Here is a 21,351-nt window from a genome sequence, read left to right as displayed (position 1 = left end):
GCGAGCGTTCCCTCATCGCCGCGGACAAGGCCGCCGGTGAAACCCGAACCATGCCCCCGCCGGATTCGTCAACAATACTCGAAGCGTCCGCGAGAGTCGGAAATCTTACGGCCAGGCATCTGTGCGGCTTGCGCGCATGCTCCTGGATCGCAGAGCGCTCGGGTTGCGGCCTGGCCCTTTGCTCGCGCTCGAGGTTCGGAACGGGCCGTCCGGACTGTTGTGGCCCCATGCTCGATCGCAGCTCAGTCCGCCCTTGTGGCAAGTATCAATCTCAATACAATAGCCGGGCTGTTGCCGACTTGACCTGGAATTCGTTTGTTACCCGGACGGTGGGTACCGGGTCGTTTGCTGCGAGCGGAGATTTAGATGCCAAACTACAGTACGACTGACATCCGGAACGTGGCCCTCGTCGGCCACCAATCCTCGGGTAAGACGTCGCTGGGCGACGCCATCCTTCATGCGACTGGGACGACCAACCGGTTGGGCGACGTCAATGCCAAGAGCAGCTACCTCGACTTCATGGACGAGGAGAAGAACCGAGGTTGCTCGATTGATTCCGCCCTTATACACGTCACCCACAAGGGCAGGCAGATCAACGTTGTGGATACCCCCGGCGCTCCGGATTTCATCGGCCCCGCGATCGCAGCCTTGGCCGGCGTCGAAACGGCCATTTGCGTTATCTCGGCCACGGCGGGCATCGAAGTCAACACCCGCCGGATGATGGAGCGGGCCAAGGAGCACGGCCTTGGCAGAATGATCGTGATCAACAAGATCGAGGCCAACCCCGACTGCGCCGGCGTCGTCGCCGCCGTGCAGGAACTCTTCGGCAACGAGTGCCAGCCGATGAACCTGCCGGCCAAAAAGGGTAGGGCGGTGATCGACTGTTTCCAGCAGAGCGACGGCCAGGCGGATATTCTGGATGTGGCCTCGGCGCATACCGCTCTGATCGAACGCGTCGTCGAGGCCGACGAGGCTATGATGGAGCAGTATCTCGAAACCGGCGAGGTCGACGTGACCAGGCTTGGCGCCGTAGTAGCCAAAGCGATCGTGGCCGGAACCTTCGTTCCCATCCTGTTCACCGACGCTCGCGGTGAGGTGGGCGTGTCTGAACTCCTTGACGTTATCGCCGAATTTGCCCCTTCACCCCTCGAAGGCAAACAGCGCGTTCTCAAGGTCGATGAAACTGAAACGCCCGTCAGGCCCGACAGGAACGAGAAGCTCGTGGGGCAGGTTTTCAAGGTCTTCAGTGACCCAAAGAGCAATATCAAGTATTCCGTCTGCCGGATCCATGCCGGCAGCCTCAAGTCCGATTCGCAGATCTATGTTGGCGACGATCGAAAATCGCAGCGGCCCGGACAGCTCCACAAGCTGCAGGGGGCCGAGCACCCCGAGATCGATGAGGGAATTGCCGGCGACATCATCGCCATGGCCAAAATCGAGGCCCACATCGGCGACGTCGTGCGATTCGAGGCCGGCGGCGGGACCATCGCCATGCCTAAGTTCCCGCACCCGATGTTCTCGTTGGCCATTGAGCCCAAGAGTCGCGGTGACGCCGACAAGGTCAGCGGGGCCCTGGCTCGATTCTGTGATGAAGACCCCTGCTTCATCGCCGATCGCGACACGGTGACGCACGAACTGGTGATCCGCGGTGTGGGCGACCTGCATTTGCGGTCGATTCTGTCGCGCATGGCTCAGTACTTTAAGCTCGAGGTCAATACCAAGCCGCCCAAGATCCCTTATCGCGAGACGATCACCGGCAGCACCAAGGACGTCGAGTACACGCACAAGAAGCAGACCGGCGGTGCAGGCCAGTTCGCCAGGGTCATCATTGCCATGGAGCCGAACGAGCGCGGCGCGGGCTATGAGTTCATTGACGAAATCTTTGGCGGAGCGATCGACCTGTCGTTCCGCCCGAGTGTGGACAAGGGTATTCAGGCCCAGATGAAGGAGGGCGTGCTCGCCGGCTATCCGGTCGTCGACGTGAAAGTGCGGCTGACTGACGGCAAGACGCACCCCGTTGATAGCAAGGACATCGCGTTTCAGATCGCCGGCCGCGAGGCCTTCAAGAAGGCCTTCATGCAGTGCAAGCCGGTGCTCCTGGAGCCGATCGTGCACGTCGAGGTGACCGTTCCGAACGATAAGGTGGGAGACATCCAGGGCGATCTCGCGTCGCGTCGCGGTCGGCCGGAAGGCCAGGAAATGCTCCCTGGCGGCCTGAGCGTCATTTCCGCCCGGGTTCCGCTTGCCGAGATGTCCGACTACCACTCGCGGCTGTCCAGCATCACCGGAGGCCAAGGCAGCTTTACTATGGAACTGTCGCACTACGAGAACGTTCCCGGCAACATCCAGCAGCAGATCATCGAGAACGCCAGAAAAGCCCGCGAAGAGGCAAGGGCCTGATCAGCGGCTCGACCGACCTGAACGCTTGCATTTCGCGCGCGGGCACGTCGCGTGTCCGATGGCGGTCTGCGCAGGCCTGCCGCCGGGTGGCGGGCAGTCGCGAGGCGCGCCTCATTCGCGGGTTCTTGCTCTCGCTGCCAGGATCACCTTTTCATCAGTGCCGTGCCTCCGAATGCCATTGGCCGGAGCGTGGCCGGTATGCTGACGGAGGCCGCACAGACAGCTGGCGGCGAGGTCGATGCCGGCACGGGCGACGATGGTTGCGCCTCCTGGCAACGTGTCCCAGATCAGCGCCCAGGCCCGGACGTTGGTGCCCTTGGGACGGTCCTGCCTTCCGGTTGCATAAGACCGACCGGGAAAGATCGGAAGGAGCCATGGAGACGATCTACCTCTCGAGACTCTTGGCTCGAACGGAAACACTATGCCGGTGCATTTCGCCGCTCGGGGGGAACAAACCCCGTTCTCAATTCTGCATTCGCCATTCTTCATTCCCGGGCGCTGCCGTACGCAACGCAGAGGCTGATTGGCTGGTTTGACGTGCAGGGCCTTTGCCAGAAAGGGCTTCGACAACTCGGCTGGATGCGCTGAACGCCTGCGGATTGCCCCTCGCTGCAAGATTACGCGGTGGCGTCTCCATGTGATTCGTCAACACACGAGGCGGGCTCTCTTTCAGCGGCTTGCTTGGCATTGGGCTGCAAAGCAGGATCAGCCCGCTTTCCGCTTTGTCGATCAAGGCTTGGCCAGGCGATTCAGTGTCGAGAAGTACTTGTGGGCTTCGATGAAATCGGCGGCCGCGTATTCGAAAGTGTCCACGCTGAGTCGCCTGACGTTGGGGAGCGCCTCGCAGGCGTGAAGACCCTCCCACTGGCGAAAACGTACGGTGATCGTTGCCGGCAGCGATGGGCGGTACACGGGTAGACGACGTGGTTGCGACAAAACCCTTCCGGTCGTCTCGCGTATTTCCTGTCGAACCATGGCGATCGGCCGCATCTGGGCGGCGTTGAAGGACCAGCCTGTCTTGGTCACCACAAACTCGAAACCTGCCGGGATGGTCTCGCGCACTTGGTCGGCCAGCTTGTCATCTCCCGTGATCATCGCCACCGGCACGCCGAAATGTCCGGCAAACGCCGCCGCCCACTCCGCTTCGCCCACCGGCGTTCCGTTGACCCGCAGTTCCAGAACGTTCCGCGACCAGGTATGTGCAAACGTGGCGTCGGCCGTGGCTGCCCGGGCGTGATAGCCGATCAGAATCAGGGCGTGAAACTCGGGGCTGATGCCTTCGACCATGCTGTTGAGCGGTCCCCAGCCGCTGATCAGCTCAGCCGCAGGATGAAGCTTTTCCAGATCAATGTTGTTCCCGTCACAATGGGCATCTTTGACAACAATCCGACGGGCACCGGCCGCCACGGCTCCTTCAATAGCGGCGTTCACCTCTGCTGCCATCCACTCGCATGCCCGCTCATAACCGGATCCGCCTGATTCCCATTGATGCAGGCCGAATACGCCGCAGATACCTTCCATGTCGGCGGAGATGAAGATATTCATGCGTCAGGTGCTCCTCCTCAGCCGAAAACCGAGGTTGCAGTATACCAACGAACCGCCGGCGACCGCCAATCGCCTTGCCGCACTTGCCCCAAGCGGGTACAACTCTCGCCAAGTGCAAGTAGTTGTCCCCATTGCCTCGGAGGACACCACCCAATGCTGTTGTGCCAGTTGCTGCTGATCTGCCGGTTGGCGGTACTGTCGCCCGCGGACTACTTCAAGATCCAGGTCGTTGACGCCCAGACCGGCCGGGGCGTCCCACTGGTGGAGCTGACGACCACCCACAATGTCCGCTACTACACGGACAGCAACGGCCTGGTCGCTTTCTATGAGCCCGGACTCATGGATCAGCGAGTGTTCTTCACCGTCAAGAGCCACGGCTATGAGTATCCCAAGGACGGTTTCGGCATGGCCGGGACGGCCCTGGACATCAAACCCGGCGGCAGCACCGTCCTCAAGATCAACCGGATCAACGTCGCCCAACGGCTGTACCGCCTCACTGGCGGCGGCATCTACCGCGACACCGTCCTGCTCGGGCTGAAACCCCCGATCAGAGAACCGCTGTTGCATGGGCGGGTCCTCGGCTGTGACAGCATACAAGGGGCGGTCTATCGCGGCAGGCTCTTCTGGATGTGGGGTGACACGAGCTGGCCGGCCTACCCGCTGGGCAATTTTCACATGACCGGGGCCACCTCGGCCCTGCCCTCGGCCGGCGGACTCGATCCGGACGTCGGCATCGATTACGACTACTTCCTTCGCGACAACGGCTTCGTAAAGGAGATGGCTCCTCACCCCGGTCCCGGACCCGTCTGGCTGGACGGCTTGGTTACCCTGCCCGATGAGTCCGGGCGCGAACGCCTCTACGCATTGTATGCCCGAGTCAATACCGCCATGGAGGCCCAGGAACGCGGCCTCATGCTCTTTGATGACCAGAAGGAGATCTTCGAAAAGGTCGTCGAATTCGACCTTAAGGCGCCCGTCAGGCCGGCGGGACATCCGTTCAGGTGCGAGGTCGATGGCAGACGGTTCGTTTACTATGACCCCGGCTACCCGTTCGTACGCATCGCTGCCGACGCCCGGCTGCTAAGAGATTCTGCGAACTATGAAGCATATACCCCACTCGTCCATGGCAGCAGCGTGGAATCTCCCACGTTCGACCGGCGTCCTGACGGTGCGTTACGTTATGCATGGAAGAGGAACACGCCCGGGCTCACACCGGCCGACTTTGCCAGGATGATCAAGGACGGGCTGCTCAAACAGGAAGAGGCGCTGATCCAGACGACCGACGTCGAGACGGGCAAACGCTTCCAACTGCACGGGTCCTCGGTCTGCTGGAACGAGTACCGCCGGCGATGGGTGATGATCGCCTCCGAGATTATGGGCACATCGATGCTCGGCGAACTGTGGTATCTCGAGGCCGACACGCCGCTGGGGCCGTGGGTCTACGGCCGCAAAATCATCACCCACGACAAATACAGCTTCTACAACCCCAAGCAGCACCCGCTGTTCGCCAAGGATAACGGGCGGTTCATCTATTTTGAGGGCACGTACACGGCTTTTGTCTCAGGCACGCCGATGCTCACACCGTGGTATGACTACAATCAGATCATGTATAAGCTCGACCTGAACGATGATCGCCTGGCTTTGCCGGCCCCCGTGTACGAGCTTTCGTTCGAGCCCGGCAAGCAGATGCTGGGGCGGTGGGACAGTGTAACGCCCGGCCGGGACTTCCCGAAGATCGCGTTTTTCGCGCCCGATCGGCAGTTCGCGGGCAGCGTGCCGGTCTATCAGCATAAGTCCGCAGATGGCGCAATGACTCTCATCGTCGGTGACACGGCCTCTGGAGCGGGCGAAACGGCTGACAAGCCGTTGTTCTACGCCCTGCCGGCAGGCATCCAGTCGCCGCCGATGGCCTTGGTCGGACTGCATCTTTCCAAGGCAGGTGACCGTTCACAGGCTTTCTACTCAGTGTCTGCGACAGCTCCCGCCACAGGTGCGGCCCAGGCGGATAAACCGCTCTGTCTGGTATGGCCAAGCCCCTACACAGCCGCACCGCCTTTGCCGCCCAAGGAGGACATCAAGCCCGGCCCGCCGCAGTGAGCGGCCCATGGTCAACCGCCAACCGGGCTCTTTCTCGACTTGTGAACGGGCCGGCAAGCACGAACGCTCGGCAGACAGTTCAGGCAAGGGCAAGAGGCGATGCGCCGGGACCGCCCGGGTCTGCGGCAGTCCAGGTGGCTCTCTCGGAACCTCGAGCGCAAACGAGGGGCAAACCACAAGGTTGCCACGACATAAGAAGGTCGCTCCTTTACGGTCGCGGTTCTTAAGGTGAACCCTCGCGTTTGCCGCGAAGTCTGTCACGGATCGTCTGCCCTGAAAAGGCGTTGTTCTTCAGTCGGCGAGAGTCCTGCCCGGGATTAGTTGTTCCACCCGGTAACAGTCGAAACAGAGAAGTAAAAATGAGACGAAGCTTTCGACGAGAAGGGTTGCTGAAGGCAGCCTGGCGAGCAGGCAGGCCGTGACCTGAGGGAACGCCGAGCAAGCTCGGAAACAAAGCTTGCGGATGCGGACCCCATGGTCCAAGGAGGAAGGCTACCGCTGTGGAGACCGGAGCCCTCGCCCCCAAGCGAGAACAAGGCGGAATGGCAAAAGCTCCATGGGTCCGCCGGGGCAGTAGCGATGGCATATTTGCGAGGAGAAGAGATGCAACACGGGAGACCCGTTCCGGTGGCGGCCGAAAGCCGGACAACGGGTGGCCCGTTAGGGGCGGGACCGGTCCGGACGGGGTCGAACGAGCTCGTCGTACCGACGAAGCGGGTCACGACCATGGAGGGAAGGAGCCTGAGTCGAAGGATCAGCGTAGGAAACGACGCGGAAGGAAAGGGGAGTGGGGTTGAGCCTGAGGCGGACCGCCTTCTTGCGGGTTGCAACCCAAGCTGACCTGCGATTCAGCAACATGCGCACAAGCTGCACACACGTCTGGCCGTGAGGTTTTAAAGCAGCGCGCCACGTCTCGATTCAACACGCACGAATCACGCCTCGCTCGTGGTATTCCCCCCTGGCGTCGAGCCATGTAGAATAGCCGGCCAGAGGTAGTGCCGCTCGCGTGCCGAAATCAGTTCCGTATCCTTATGAGATGGGAGGTGTCTAATGTTTCGCGGTCTGATCGCAGGTCTGGTACTCGTATCACTGATCACGCCGGCTGTCGCGGCAGATGAAACCCAGGTCGTTTGGCAGATCGGCCGGGCGGATAACGATTACCGCGACCTGGCCCACCTCACTAATCTCGCCGACTTTGGCAAGACGTTTCCCGACGGCGTGAAATTCACGGTCGGCAAGAGCGACCCGGCGAAGGATTTCCCCTTCATCCATCCGGGTCCGGCGGATGCCTGGGCCGGCAAGCGCGAACACCCGTTCACCATCAACTTCGAGCTGGCCGCAGTGCCGGATGACGGTTGTGAGCTGCGAGTCGATCTCGTCGACGCACACGCCGATGCCCCGCCGCGGCTGATCGTGGAGATCAACGGCCAGCGAGGCGAGGTGGCTTTGACGCCCGGGACCGGCGATCCGACGCTGATCCGGCCGGAGAAGGGCAAGAATCGCACGCTGCGGTTTTTCTGCAACACGAGCGTACTCAAGCAGGGGGCCAACAAGATCACAATCACCGCCACAAGGGGCTCGTGGTTTCTTTATGATGCGATCACGCTGGCCCGCTTGCCGAAAGAGGTCGCTTCGGCGCTGGAGCTTGCCGTTACACCGAGCATCTTCTTCGTGGAGCGGGACGGTCGGCTGCTGCAGGAGTTCAACTGCTACGTTGCCGGCGTGTTGAGCAGTGAGCCGGTGGTGATCGAGGTTCGCACCGGTGACGGTCTTCTGTCAAGCGGCAGGCTTGCGCAGGCGTCGCTGGGAACACTGAGCGGGCAGGTGCTCATACCGCCGGCCGAGAGCACGCGTTCGCTGGTGATCCGGGCCATCTGTGGGAAGCAGACCGCCGTGGTCACCGTGGATCAGAAGCCCCAGCGCAAGTGGCACATCTTCTGCGCGCCGAGCACGCACACGGACATCGGCTACACCGATCTGCAGGAGAACGTCATCGCGCTGCACAACCGTAATACCGACCTTGCCCTGCAGCTCATCCAGGAGTTCCCGCTATACCACTGGAACCTCGAATCCTCGTGGGCGGCGCAGATGTGGTTTCGTGACCGGCCGCAGTGGCGTCACAAGGAGCTCTACGAGGCGAGCAAGAATCGTCGCGTGGGCATCGAGGCCGGCTATCTCAACATGCTGACCGGCCTGTGTTCGGAGGAGGAACTGGTTCGCAACCTGTACTACTCGGCCCGGCTGCATCGCCAGCACGGCGTGCCCTTCGAGAGTTTCACGCTCACTGACGCACCTTCCCACGTGTGGAGCATTCCGACGATCCTGGCCGGGGCGGGCATCCGTTACGTCAGCGTGGGCATCAACGGCATCCGCGCACCGCTGCTCAAGCAGAACCTGCACCACAAGTCGCCCTTCTGGTGGGAAGCCCGTGATGGCAGCAAAGTGCTGACCTGGTTCACGCCGGGATACTCCCAGGCGGGGCAAATCGGCTTGAACGAGGGGCCCGAGCGGATGCGGGCGGCGATCGAGAAGGACCTGTACTGGTGGGACCATCGCGAGGACTACCCGTTCGATGCGATCCTGCTGCATGGGGCCTACTCGGACAACGTCGCCATCGGTCGGGCAATTGCCGAGTCGCTCACCGAATACAGCAAGCGGTATGCGTATCCGAAGGTCATTCTCTGCGCCAACAACCACTTCTTCGAGCACATCGAGAAGAACTTCGCGGACAAGATTCCGACCGTCCGCGGGTGTGGCGGCAGTTGGTGGGAGGACGGAGCGGCTTCCAGCGCGTTCGAGACGGCCGTCAACCGTGTCGCTCATCAGGATGCGGTGGCCGCCGAGGCTATCTGGGCGGCCGGCGGCAAGGACAAAGCCACGACCGGTGCTCAAAGCGCTTTCAACCGCGTTTGGGACAACATTCTGCTTTACGACGAGCATACCTGGGGAGCATGGAACAGCATCAGCGCGCCGACCTCGGATTTCGTCACGCGTCAGTTCGCGGTTAAGGCGGCCTATGCGACGGATGCGGCGAGGCAGATCCGTCAACTCATGAGTCGCGGCTTGAACCGCTTGGCGGCTCGGGTCAATGTGCCGGCGGGCTCACTGCTGGTGTTCAACCCCTCGGGCAGCGTTCGCACCGGCGTGGTCCATGCGGAGATTCCGCGGCACATGCTGGTCATGGATGAAGACGGCCCGCTGCCGCAGCAGGTGGTCAAGGAGGACGTGCTGGAGAACGTCACCGTCGCACTGCTGGCCCGCGACGTCCCGCCCGTCGGGTACCGGACATACCGCGTGGCCAAGGACACCGGCAAGCTTGCGAATCCGCCGGCCCGGTTCAAGGACAACGTGCTTGAGAACGACTTCTACCGGGTGACCTTCGATCCCAAGACTGCCGCCGTGGCCAGCATCTTCGACAAGATGCTCAAGAAGGAACTGGTCGATCAGTCGAGCAAGTACAAGCTGGGACAGGTGATCTATGGCGTGGGGGGTGATTTCACCGGCGAAAAGGAATGGTGGGGTCCGGACCCCGCCAAGATCGTTTTCAACGAACTGACCGGCAAGAGCGTCGAGGCGGGGGCTCGCGGCCCGCTGTTCAGCAGCGCCAAGTGCAAGGCTGAGATGAAGGGTTTCCGCAGCGTCGAACTTGAGACCATTCTCTACGAGCAGGAGCGCCGGATCCAGTTCGTCGTCCGGCTCAACAAGGAGATGACCTTCGACCGCGAGGCGCTGTACGTCGCATTCCCGTTCGCGGGGGCCAACCCCCGGTTCCGCTACGAAATCGGTGGCGGGCACGTCAAACCCAATGACGAGCACCTGCCGGGCGGCTGCCGCGACTGGTTTGCCGTGCAGAGGTGGGTCACGGTGCACACGGACGACGCCGCGGTAATCTGGTCGCCGGTGGACACGCCGCTGATCACGTTGTGTGACCTGACGCCGGGCAAGTGGCTGGACACGTTGCCGATCACCAACGGCACGATCTTCGCCTACTGTCTGAACAACTACTGGTTCACCAACTACAAGGCCGGCCAGGACGGAAACTTTACCTTCCGATTTGACCTGACCAGCGGCAAGTCGTTCGATCCGCAGTCCGCGTGCGTTTTCGGCGAGGCGGCAGTCCAGCCGATGCGGTCGATCCGGCTTCACCCCGGCCGAGGAAAGAAGGGCCTGCCTGCGAGCGCGAGCTTCTGCCAGGTTGGCCCGGCCAACGTCATGCTCACCGCCTTCAAGGATGCCGACGACGGCCGGGGTGTGATCATTCGCCTCCGAGAAACCGCCGGGAAAGACACGACCGCAGTTGTCAAGACCGTTCTGCCCGACGCCAAAAAGGCCGTGCTCTGCGACCTCGTCGAGCGCGATCAGGGACCGGCCGAGTTCAGCAACGGCGAACTCAAGGTGCCGGTGAAGGCCGATTCGATGGCGGCGGTGAGAATCGAATAGCTGTGAGCGGTCAAGGGAAGCTGTCAGTTTTTGCTTGTCAGCTATTGGCCGAAAGGGTGGGAACCGGTGGTTCTTAAACGAGTGCCGGCGATCGGAGTCGCGGGTTGAAGACTATCGGTTCGTGACTGTGGATAAGCTGAATTCGTGGCGGCCGGCCGGGAGCCGGAGGCCAAGTTCTCCGGTATTCCGAGCATCGACGGGAGCATCCTGCCCATCGATTGTCGCGCGGGGTGTCCTTCCCTGAATCGCGGGGCAGTTGACCGTGCAGGTCCTGGCCGGGCCGTCGGTAACACCGGTGATGCGGTCGTCCGCAAGGCGCAGCGTCAGCGGTCCCTCGCAGCGGACCGTGATTCCCGCGGTTCCGATGAAGCGGCCATCAAGAATGTGAATCATCGTCTCCTGCTCGGTTTTGCTCACGACAGCAACGCGGCCGTCGAAGGTCACGGCGTCGATCGTTTGCCGCTGCGCGTCAGGGTAAAAGAATACCAGGTCGCGGCCGGCTGAGTGCTCGATAGTTAACACTCCCGGTCCGGGGCTCGCCGGCTTGGGCGGCGGCTCCTCCTGCTTGTGCGGAACCAGCGCTGCCAGATAGTCGGCGTCGGCCGGCGCCGTCACATGAAGGGCAATCTGGTTCTCTGCGACGGCGGGCATTGGATCCGGTGCGACCCAAGCCGGCGCCGGCTCGCTCTCGTAGCCCCACCGACTGGTGGTCAACTGAGCGGTTCGGCCACCAGAACCGCCATGTCGATGCCGTATTGGCCCTTGCATCGGGCCATGGGCCCGGTCACCTCGACGTCTGACGCCAAAACCTGCACCGTCCAGCCTGTGGAGAACCGTGAGGCGTCTGTTCCCACGTCGTCGCGGATCACGACGTAGTCGGGTCCTTTGACGAATAGGACCTCCCGACGCCACGGAATCTGATAGCGGTTCCATTTGATCTCGCCGTTCACGCCGGGGGGCAGGGGTCCTTCCGGCAGATCCGGCACGCGCTGCAGGCTTCTGACCAGAATCTCGCCCCGGCAGAAGTCCACATCCGGCAGCGAGACGAATTGCGAGATTTCGCCCTGGCCCCAGACTCGGCGCCGATCGAAGTCGAGCGTGCTGTGCAGCCAGGGCTGTTCGATGCTCGGCCGGTACATGGAGCCGAAGTCGAGCGAAATCGGCCGACCCAGCGCATACCAGTGAAAACTCCCTTCGTCGCAGTCAAAGTGCTGGTCGATCGGCCCCATCTTGAACAGGAAGTATGATTCGCGGTCTGTGCCGTACTTGTTGCGGAACAGGACGCCGTAGCCCGGCAGTCGTTCGCTCGTCAGCGGGGTAGGCGGAGCAACCTCCGGAATATCGGGGTCGATCAGGAGCAACGGCTGGAGCCACCCCTGTCCGAAGCCCAGGCCGTGCTTGCCGAAAAGGACCGACCCGCCGCGTCTCCACGCGTGCATCATGCGTCCGGCGAAGGTCGGATCTTTCTCTCGCAGCAGGGCGGCGGTCCATGCAAAGACGTTCTGGAGGCTTTGGCTGTGATAGGAGGAGGTCGTGTCGCCCACCGTCGGCAACATGTGGCAGCCTGCGCGGCCGTCAAACGGCGTCTGGATGCGAAAGAAGTAGTCCATCGTCTCCCGAAACCGCGGCTCGTCGGCGAAATCGGCGAAGCCGTTCAACTGCATCAGCCGCATGGCGATGATCAGGTAGTGCATCGTGAAGCCCTGGTAGTTGGGAGCTTCGCACCACGCACCGCCGGGCGAGACGCATTGGTCAAACTCCAGCCGCATTTCGCGCTCGACGTAGCCCATCCATTCCTTCTGTTTGGGATGTCCCTTGAGCAGAGCCGCTACCGCAGCCCGGCAGGTGTAGTCGTCGCTGTGGAAGTTCACGTTGCCGCGATGAAAGCCCTGATTCCGGCCCGGCCAGCGATTCTCGTCGTAGAGGCAGTATGCGAAGAACGCGAAGGTCCGAAGGCACCAGTTGCGCTGGGCTGCCGTCATGCTCGGGCTCGATGCCAGCACATCAAAGGACAAGGCCAGTGTCCTCAATGGACGCGTGAACGGGATGGCACACAGGCTCTCGCCATAGTTGCCGCCTTCGAGCGCCTCGTCCACCCACTTGCGAAGCTGCGTCATCAGTTCGTCGATGGCGCGTCGGGCAACGCGCTCGTCACCTGTGGCCAGGTACAGTCCGACCGGGTCTTCAGGAGCATCGGGGTGATCCTCCAATACCCGCTTGAACAGCGGATGGGTCCGGGCCTTGCCGCGGATAGCCGGGATGTCCGCCGGCCTGCACAGCAGATGCGGATACTCGATTTCGTCCATACCCGGCCAGTTGAGCACCATGTCTTTGACCCTGTCGAGCGGGTTCTGCCCGAGGCGAACCGCTTGGAGCATCATCAGGCTGGCGCCAGTGGGTTTGTTGCGCAGGGCTTCCGCCGCCGGAGAGAGCACGATCGCCCAGGTTCGCGCACCCTGATGGAACGGCAGAACCGCCCGTGCACGGCCGCCGGGGCCTGTGCTGATCCGGATCACGTTCGGAGCGGGGTTGGCCCATTCGGAGGGTTTGAGCGGCAGGATTCCGACATATCCGCCTTCCGGCCGATATGCCGCCCACCAGAGGCCGTAGTCCTTCCACCAGGCATAGAAAGGCTGGATCCGTCCGGTCCATTCCTTGGAGAAATCGATTGCGTAGCCGCTGGTCAGTTTGCCTTCGCCGGGTGGGGCAAGACGGCCTCGGCCGTGACCGTGTGTCAGACCGGCCGGGTCACTCAGCTCCACAACCATCTCGCCGGCATCCAGCTTTCGAAAATCCTCATGAACGACGACGACGGGTTCGTCCGGGATGGTCCCGTAACGGCAGGTATACTCGCTGCCGTCGGCACACTCGTACTTCGCTTCGCGCCAGTCGATCAACGAAGTCCGCGGAAGCCCAACCGCGTTGATGCTTCGCAACGGCGGCAGCCCTTTGAGCTGGAAATAAACCTGCGAGCTTCGGATCGACGGCTTGTTTGCCTCCACACTCCGGATCGGTGGTCCGACTTCTTCGACAGGCACGGGGGGATCGAATGATTGGGTGCCTGACCAGGAGTGGACTCGAGCGAAGTCGTAGTCGATCCGCCGTTCATGGTACTTAGGGCCGAAGTCCGGCACGACCGCAACCGAGAACCCTTCTCGCGGATCCCGCCTGACGATGCGGAATCGCCGGGTTTGGCCTGCGTCCAGTGCCACGCGCACCATCACGAGTGCCTTCGCGATGCTGCCGTCGGGGTTTACGTCCGCAGCCCCGAAATCCGAGCGAACCTCACGGCCGTTCTCGTCCACGACCGCGAGCATCCATTTGTCCCGAGTATCCGGCGGCACGCAGACCAGCCGCGCGATCCACTGCTCATCCCAACGGCGGCCGAGTTGTTCGGCAATGGTCCACTCGGCGATGGTAATCCGGCGGTCGGACGGTGCTGAACAGGCAGACGCGGCAACAGCAACACCGACGAGAACAACCAGGATCGGGCGAGAGAACGGTGTCATGAGCGGGCTCTAATACACACGGTCTCGGGTTCCGAAAATACTCATATTACCACCCTGCTGCTTCACCGGGGATGTCGGATCAGATGCTTCTTCGCCGTGACGGTCACACCTTCACCGGTCCAATCCTGGCCGGTCTTGTTGACGTAGATCTTCGTGCCGTCGGACAAGGTGGTTCGGAAGACGCCCGGGGCGAGCATGTGGTGGTCGGTGATGAATTCGTAAACCAGCGGGCCGTTCCATTGCTGCGTCTCGAGATACTCTTTGCGGATCTTGTCGATCTCCTCTCTGGTGGGGGCGGCGTTGAACTCGTAGCCGGTGCGTCCGGCCAGTTCGGCGCCGCCGCCGTAGCAGCACAGGCCGTGGTAGACGACGTGCTGCATGGGCACCCAGTGGTCGATGAGGCCAGCCTCGCAGAAACCGTTGCCCGGGAACTTGCGGGATGCGCCGTCGCCGGGATACGTGGTGTTTCCTGCGTTCACGATGATGCCGAGCAGCGGCACGATGCTCGTCTCACAGCCGACGGTGCCGAAGATTTCGGCCGCGTATCTGAAGTATTCGATCGCTCCCTCGCCGTATTCGCGGCGGGTGATGATGCGGTTGTTGGGCACGCCGCTTCGGGCCGGGAAGGTCTCCTCCATGACGGACAGACAGGCGTCCCAATAGTGCATCCCGCGCAGGCCCAGTTCGCGCAATCTGGGCAGGTCGCGTTTACCGAACCGCTCGAGCATTTCCTGGGGGATGCCCTGATATGAGAAGCCGCCGATCCAGGCCCCGTGGTAGCGCAGCTCGCCCCATTCGTTGACCTGAATGGCCTGCGGCGTCCAGTCGGGCGAGCACTGGTAGACATCCTTGTAGTTGAGGTGAAAGCACGCGCGGTAGCCGGCCGCGTTGAGCCGCTCCATCATTCTGCGGAACGCGGGTTCGCCGCCGTGGGCGGGCTCGAGGGGAAAGACCGTCGGATGGGCTCCGTCGTGACCGGCGAAGTTGGCGCCGACGAACACGAAGTTGATCTTCTCGAAGCCGGCCTGCTGGAACAGCGGTATCGCCTCGCGGAACTGGTCCCAGGACTGGAAAGAGCGCATCTCGCCCTGGCCGTCGAGCGAGAACCGCTTCATGCCCATCATCACCCGCAGGTAGATCGAATCGACGAAGTATTTGACTTCTTCGTTCGTCTCGGCTCGCCGGCGAAGGGTTTTGACCCCTTTCTCGCCGATCAGGTAGTCGCGCAGCAGGTTGCCGACGCCCGAGTAGTTCGCTTGGTCAGGACCGAGGGCAACCAGCCGCACGCGCCGGTCGACGGGATCGAGTTTGGAGTGCCAATACCGCCGGTAGTGCCAGATCGGGTTGATCGAGCAGGTGCGATTGGGGCCCTGGTCTCGCCGGGCGCGGATTTCGGTGTCGTACTCGCCGCCGAGCAGGATTCCTGCCAGCCCTGCGCCGTCGCGGATGGTGGCGTACACCGGTTGCTGTGACTGGTCCTCCCAGGCGGCTTGAAGGCCGTACATCATGGTCCCGTACTCGGCGGGGGCGTCGGGCCGGAAGCTCCAGCGCGTTCGCAGGCCGCTCTCGGTGGTTGGGTCGCCGTGGCCGGGTTGAGTGTATTGCGGATTGGCTCGCGGATGGTTGCGGTCGAAGTAGTACACGGCGCCGGACCAACTTGGGATGAGGAGGTAGCCCGGTGAGCCGGCCGGCGTGGCTCCGAGGTGGGGGAAGATCTCGACATTCATGAGCCGCCAGCGCTGGGGCAGGTTTTCTTTGAGACTCGCGATCGGAATGGCGTATTCCAGGGCGTTGTCTTTGAGTGTGAGTTCGACATCCAGCGAGATGCCGAAGCTTTGGGTGCCCATGGCCGAGGCAGAGCCGGCGCCGGTGGACAGGCGGATAACGGCTTGCGTGTCGGTAAGGCGGTCGATTGTAACCTTGCACGTGAAGGCCTCGACGTCAGGGCTGATGATCAGCACCCGGGTGCGGTCCTCGGTGCTGTCGTAGACCCGGACGATGCCGAAGTCGGCGGCCTCGTATAGCTGGTTGGTTTTGAGGTCCTTTAGTCCAACGTGCCCGCCGTCGAGGCGGAGGTCAATGTCGAGCGACAGGTGCTGGTTGGATAGTGTAAGGGTTGTTTCGTTTCCGACGGCTGCGGATGATGACAGTGCAAGAGCGCACAGCCCGACTCCGAGCACAAGGTAATCGACGGATCGCATGCCTGAGTGCTCCTTTCAGTGAAAAGGCGTATGCCGGTCGCCGCGACGACCGAGACGCCGCCATACCGCCTGCTCACAGCGATCGGCCCGTGCTTTGAGGCGCACAAGCAGGGCTCACGGCTGTTCCGCAAGCAACTCGACAAAATGAAGCGTAATTCTATCTGGTTTCTCGCGGCGTTTCACGCCATGGCAAGTGAACCAAGGACTAGGCGCAGCCGGTACGTTGACGCTACCATAAAGGCGGTTCGTTTGCCGGCTGGAGAATCATGTGCCGGCTGTCTGGAGAGCGAAGCAGTACCGTCGGTAGTGTATGGAGAGCGGCTCCCGCCCATCGGGTTGATGTGAAAGGAGCGGAAAGATGTATCCCTCGTTTCCGGTACGTCTCGTTGTTACGGGGTATCTTGCGATTCTGGGTGTCCCGGCTGTGTTGCCGGCCGCGGAAGTGATCGTGGATAACACCGACGCCGGCTTCACTGCGTTGTCCGGGGTTTGGAGCACGCGAACAAGCGGGACCGGCGAATACGGTATGAATTACCGGCGTGCGACCACGGCCACGACGGCCAGCGGGGAGGTTCAGTGGCAACCGACCATTCCGGCAAGCGGTGATTACGAGGTGTTCGTGTGGTATCCGTCGGGAGACGGCACGCATATCACCGACGCCCGGTACACAGTTCACTACAACGGCGGGAGTCAGACTTTTCTCGTCAACCAACAGACGAACACGGGGCAATGGGTCTCGCTCGGCACGTTCGAATTCCTGGAGGGCTCGTCGGCCAACGGGCGCGTCAGCCTGACGAATCAGTCGGCAACCGCCGGGGCGCGGGTTTATGCGGACGCCGTTCGCTTTTACAAACCCGAGCCGGTCAGTCTCACGATGGCAGTGAGTCCGGCCGGGGCGGGTACGACCACGCCGGCCGAGGGCGGGCCATACGGCTACCTGGAGGGCGACGTGGTTTCGATCGCGGCCAGTCCGGCGTCCGGCTACCGGTTCAGCCATTGGACGGTCTCAGCCGGTTCGGACGTCGCCGATCCGACGTCCGCCGACACCAGCGTGACCATGGACGTGGACAAGACGGTAACGGCGGTGTTCGCGGAGATTCGGCCGGAATTCCGCGGTTTCTGGGTGGATGTCTTTCATGTAGGGATGCAGAACGCCGCCCAGATCGATCAGATGATCAGTCTGGCGGTGCAGGGGAACTACAATGCGATAGTACCAGAAGTGCTGGCTTTCCACGACAACGAGGTCGGCTCACACGGGGCATACTGGAAGTCCGACATCGTGGCCCGGTCGGTCTATGTGACGGAATCCTTTGATCCGCTCGCCTACATGGTTCAGCAGGCTCACGCCAGCGGACTCCAGGTCCACTGCTGGCTGGTGGCCTTTCGGGTGTCGTCGAAATGGCCGCCGCCGGGCAACGCCTTTTTGGCCGCCCATCCGGAGTGGCTCAAGGTTCCGCTGGCCAACATGGGGACCGTCGCAAAGGTCGGCAGCTACTATGAGTTTGACCCTGGTTCACCTGATGTCCAGGATTACCTTGCCTCGATCGTGCGCGAGTTGGTGACCGACTACGAGATTGACGGCATCCACTGGGACTACATCCGCTACACGAACAGGGATTCCGGTTATCCTGCGGACACGAGCTACGAAAACTCAAGCCTCAAGCGGTTCCAGCGAATCTATAACCGGACCGACGTGCCCAGTCCCACGGGTGACACTCAGTGGGACGATTTCCGGCGCCGCACCGTGACCGAGGTTGTACGCCGGATGACCTGGGAGATCCCGCTGATCACGAGCAACCCGCGCCAGCCGGTCCGTTATTCTTCGGCGGTCGTGACGTGGCATCCGTGCAGCACCGATTTTCATAACACACGGCCCTACTACGAGGTCTTCAGCGACTGGGAGGACTGGCAGTCAAAGGCGTATCTGGACTCGCCCGTTCTGATGGCCTATTTCGATGAAGACGGTTCCTACGCGCAGACCTATCGCGACTGGGTGGACAACAGTATCAACTTGTGGCGATACAACCGCCAGACCATCATCGGACCCGGCATCTACATGAACTCGTTTGCCAACAGCGTCGTTCAGATGGAGTACGCTCGGGCGGCGGGTGCGGACGGTCTGTGTACGTATTCGTATGCCACGACCAATGACGCGGGGCTTACGTGGACCGATTGGTATCCGTACGTGGCGGAGAACTTCTTTCACTATCCTGTTCCGGTTCCGCCGATGCCCTGGAAGGATCCGGCGACGGCGACGGAAGGGATACTCTACGGGCGAGTCACTGACGGCAGTACCGGGCTGCCGGTGGACGATGCGACCGTTCAGGTGGGGGCGCTCCCGAGCGTGCAGACCGACGCCGGCGGTTATTACATCGTTACGAACATCACGGCTGGTGCCTCGGGAACATATTACAGCGTGACGGCCGGCAAGGACGGCTACCCGGTCGTGACGCATCCAAGTGTGCAGGTCATTGCCGCCGGTGTTCGGAGGGACGACCTGGTACTCGGCGGCACCCCGCCTGCGATAACCCGGCACCCGGCGCCCCAGAACGTCTGCCCGGGCGGCACCGCCACGTTCACGGTATCGGCGACAGGGGATATGCCTCTTTCATATCTGTGGCAGAAGAATCAAAGCGACCTGAGCGACGGCGGTCACTACTCGGGCGTGACGACGGCGACTTTGACGGTTTCGAGTGCCGACGCGGATGACGCGGGTGACTACCGTTGCGTGGTGAGCAACGGGTCCGGCAGCGCCACATCGGAGGAGGCAGGGTTGACGCTCAAACCGCTTGTTGGTGCGGATTTCGACGCCGACTGCGACGTGGATGCGGACGATTATGATGCGTTCGAGATCTGCGCGTCGGGGCCCGGCGTATCCGTTCTGGCCGGCTGCGAGGGGAAGGACTTTGACGCGGACAACGATGTTGACCAGGCCGATTTCAGCGTCTTTCAGCGATGCATGAGCGGCGAGAACACGGCGCCGGATCCGGCCTGCGCTAATTGAATCCCAGCGTTCAGCGCAAGACGGGGGCCTGCCCGAAGAGAAGAAGACGCACCGTTGCTCGTGGACGCCGTGTCAAGCTGGCGTTCAGCGGGCGGTGGCGCCGCTTTTCGGGCAGGCCCTGGAAGTCCCTGTTGAACCTCTCTCCCGTGCCCGCCGGTTACGAGGCGCCGCCAAAAATCGCGCCCAGTGCCTGAAAGATCGCCAGGAGCATCGCGATAATGCTATATGGACACATGCAAGAAACCTCCACAGTTTGGGAACCCCACAAGCAGCCGCCGATCTTCCCAGCGAGTCGGGCGGCCGGCGAAGAATCCGGGCGACGGTGAGACCCTCGCCCGGCCGTTTGGCCTGACACAAGCCGTTTAATTCATCGGCCGCCAGGGAAGATCTCCTCGACAAAATCTGTTCATGGCGCGGATGCTTTGAAGCGGCCGTCGCCGGTGGGGGGGAGTCGCGAGTGCAGAAGACATTGAGGTCGTCACACAAACGATACAAGCGCCTTTGGCCGGTGACAAGATGTTTGCCCGCGTCGACCGGCTATACCGTCCATTCATGCGTGATGTGAAGGCAGTGACCGTGACGCATTTCGCAGGGTCATATTCCGTTTGCCACGGGGGCTTTTCCGCCTGCACAGACCCGGAGCGGCAGAAGGCACTGGCGATTTCCCCGCCTGTACCGTCACGAAACCGGCAGAGAGGCGGCCGGCGGCACCCTTGGCCCGACTGTGACGGACGCCTTGGGGCGTATTGTCCCATGGCCCCCTTGTATCGTACCGCCTGCGTGAGATAATCCGCCCTTCCGCGGAGGTCGGGAAGGCGTATTCCCTGGAGTCGGCTATCGGGGAAATCCGAGCGGGCTGTGCAAGGTGTGGAATCGGCGGCCGCCGGGGTTTGCGGGCCCCCGCGCAGCGGGGACAAGGAGAAAGCCGGTGATCTGGCTCAAACGGTTGCTCGTCATCACGGCCATTGGGCTTTCGCTGTTCGGGGCTTACCTGAGCACTCAAATGCTGCTCCACCATCTATTTGGAAAGTCGAGCAGCAGTCTGCTGACGGCGATGTGTGATGCGGCGAGCGGAGGCTGTGACAGAATTGCCTCGAGCCGTTGGAGCACTGTTCCGCCGAGACCCAAGAAGGGGGAGCAAGACGGCGCGCGGTCGAGTGACGGTAAGGCGGCGACGCCCAGCCACGGCGGCATCCGCGTGCCCGTGCCTATTCTGGGTTTACTGTATTTTTCTTTTCTCGCTGCCTGGTTCCTGGGAGTGGGCTGCCCCAACGAATTGGGGCGGCGGTGGCAGTTGGTGCCGTTCGTCGCGGTTCTGGCGGGAAACGGCTGGTCCATCTTCTTCATGTACATCATGGCCAGGGTAGTCAAGGCGTGGTGCGCAGGCTGCCTGACGATTCACGCAATCAACTTCTTGTTGCTGGTGATCGTGCTTGTGACATGCCCCCGTCGGTGGCGAAAGGATGCCGCTTACGCACTGAGGGGTGACTGCCCGGGTTCTGGAGCGATACCTGCGGCACCGCATCCGACGGCTCGGCTGGCGCTGGTGACGCTGGCTCTGGCCGTGAGTTTCGGGGTGATCGGGGGGGCGATCGCCGTTGCGGCGGTTTTCGCCTTGGAGGTGGCCAAGAACAAGGGTATTGTCGATGAGGTTGTCGGGGATCCGGAGATACTTGCCCGGATGTACTTGAAGCGGGACAAGATGGAGATACCCATCTCGCCGGATGCACCTTTTCGTGGCGGGCCGGCCGACGCACCACTGACGATGATCGTATTCAGCGACTTGACCTGCTCAAGATGCAAGGAATTTGAGGATCTGTTGACCAAGACCATTCTGCCGCGTAGCGACGGTCGGTTGCGCGTGGTTTTCAAGCACTTTCCGCTTTCGGACGGCTGCAACCAATATGCCCCGGGTCGTGGTTCGCCGCATTCGTGTGAGGCAGCGCGTGCTGTGGAGGCGGCCCGGCTTCAGGGGGGCAACGAGCTGTTCTGGAGGATGCTGGCCGAGGTGCGTGCCTGGTCCGAGGATCTCGCTTCGCTCGACTATCGGGCCGAGGCGGTGAAGCTGGGGCTTGACGGCGACCGGTTTGTCGCGGACATGCAAAGCGAGGCGGTGCGGAATCGCATTCGCGAGGACGTGGAGTTGGGCCACAGG

At 62.2% G+C, this 21,351-nt stretch carries 9 protein-coding genes; 5 read left to right on the top strand and 4 right to left on the bottom strand.

The features are described 5' to 3' along the window. Nucleotides 1–366: 366 nt before the first annotated feature. The gene (fusA, locus tag PLL20_15240; protein ID HPD31346.1) at nt 367–2,400 is read left to right on the top strand and encodes an elongation factor G; all 2,034 of its coding nucleotides are present in this window, start codon (nt 367–369) and stop codon (nt 2,398–2,400) included. Between the two features lie 729 nt (nt 2,401–3,129). Here the strand turns inward: fusA and PLL20_15235 are convergent. After that, nucleotides 3,130–3,945 (bottom strand): M55 family metallopeptidase, encoded by an 816-nt coding sequence (locus PLL20_15235; protein ID HPD31345.1) that lies wholly within the window; start codon nt 3,943–3,945, stop codon nt 3,130–3,132. Between the two features lie 153 nt (nt 3,946–4,098). Here PLL20_15235 and PLL20_15230 point away from each other — a divergent pair, with 153 nt between their 5' ends. After that, entirely contained in the window at nt 4,099–6,042 is a 1,944-nt protein-coding gene (locus PLL20_15230; GenBank protein ID HPD31344.1) for a hypothetical protein, read from the top strand. Between the two features lie 1,050 nt (nt 6,043–7,092). Further along, the gene (locus PLL20_15225; GenBank protein HPD31343.1) at nt 7,093–10,482 is read left to right on the top strand and encodes a polysaccharide lyase family protein; all 3,390 of its coding nucleotides are present in this window, start codon (nt 7,093–7,095) and stop codon (nt 10,480–10,482) included. Between the two features lie 111 nt (nt 10,483–10,593). Here PLL20_15225 and PLL20_15220 read toward each other — a convergent pair whose 3' ends face one another. From PLL20_15220 to PLL20_15210, 3 genes are all read right to left on the bottom strand, one after another. Next, on the bottom strand, nt 10,594–11,196 hold the full coding sequence (locus PLL20_15220) for a hypothetical protein (GenBank protein HPD31342.1): 603 nt from the start codon (nt 11,194–11,196) through the stop codon (nt 10,594–10,596). Further along, nucleotides 11,193–13,991 (bottom strand): hypothetical protein, encoded by a 2,799-nt coding sequence (locus PLL20_15215; GenBank protein ID HPD31341.1) that lies wholly within the window; start codon nt 13,989–13,991, stop codon nt 11,193–11,195. Before PLL20_15215 ends, PLL20_15220 begins: the two co-directional genes overlap by 4 nt. A 62-nt stretch (nt 13,992–14,053) precedes the next feature. Next, entirely contained in the window at nt 14,054–16,192 is a 2,139-nt protein-coding gene (locus tag PLL20_15210; protein HPD31340.1) for a DUF5696 domain-containing protein, read from the bottom strand. A gap of 358 nt (nt 16,193–16,550) precedes the next feature. Here PLL20_15210 and PLL20_15205 point away from each other — a divergent pair, with 358 nt between their 5' ends. Both PLL20_15205 and PLL20_15200 read left to right on the top strand, forming a co-directional pair. Then, nucleotides 16,551–19,196, top strand: coding sequence for a family 10 glycosylhydrolase (locus PLL20_15205; GenBank protein ID HPD31339.1), 2,646 nt, complete (start codon nt 16,551–16,553; stop codon nt 19,194–19,196). A gap of 928 nt (nt 19,197–20,124) precedes the next feature. After that, nucleotides 20,125–21,351 (top strand): vitamin K epoxide reductase family protein (locus PLL20_15200; protein ID HPD31338.1); only part of this gene is annotated, 1,227 nt, incomplete at its 3' end.

The sequence above is a fragment of the Phycisphaerae bacterium genome (assembly GCA_035384605.1).
Classification (GTDB): Bacteria; Planctomycetota; Phycisphaerae; order UBA1845; family PWPN01; genus JAUCQB01.
Note: the sequence above shows the minus strand (reverse complement) of the source record. Positions and strands in the feature narration are given on the sequence as shown.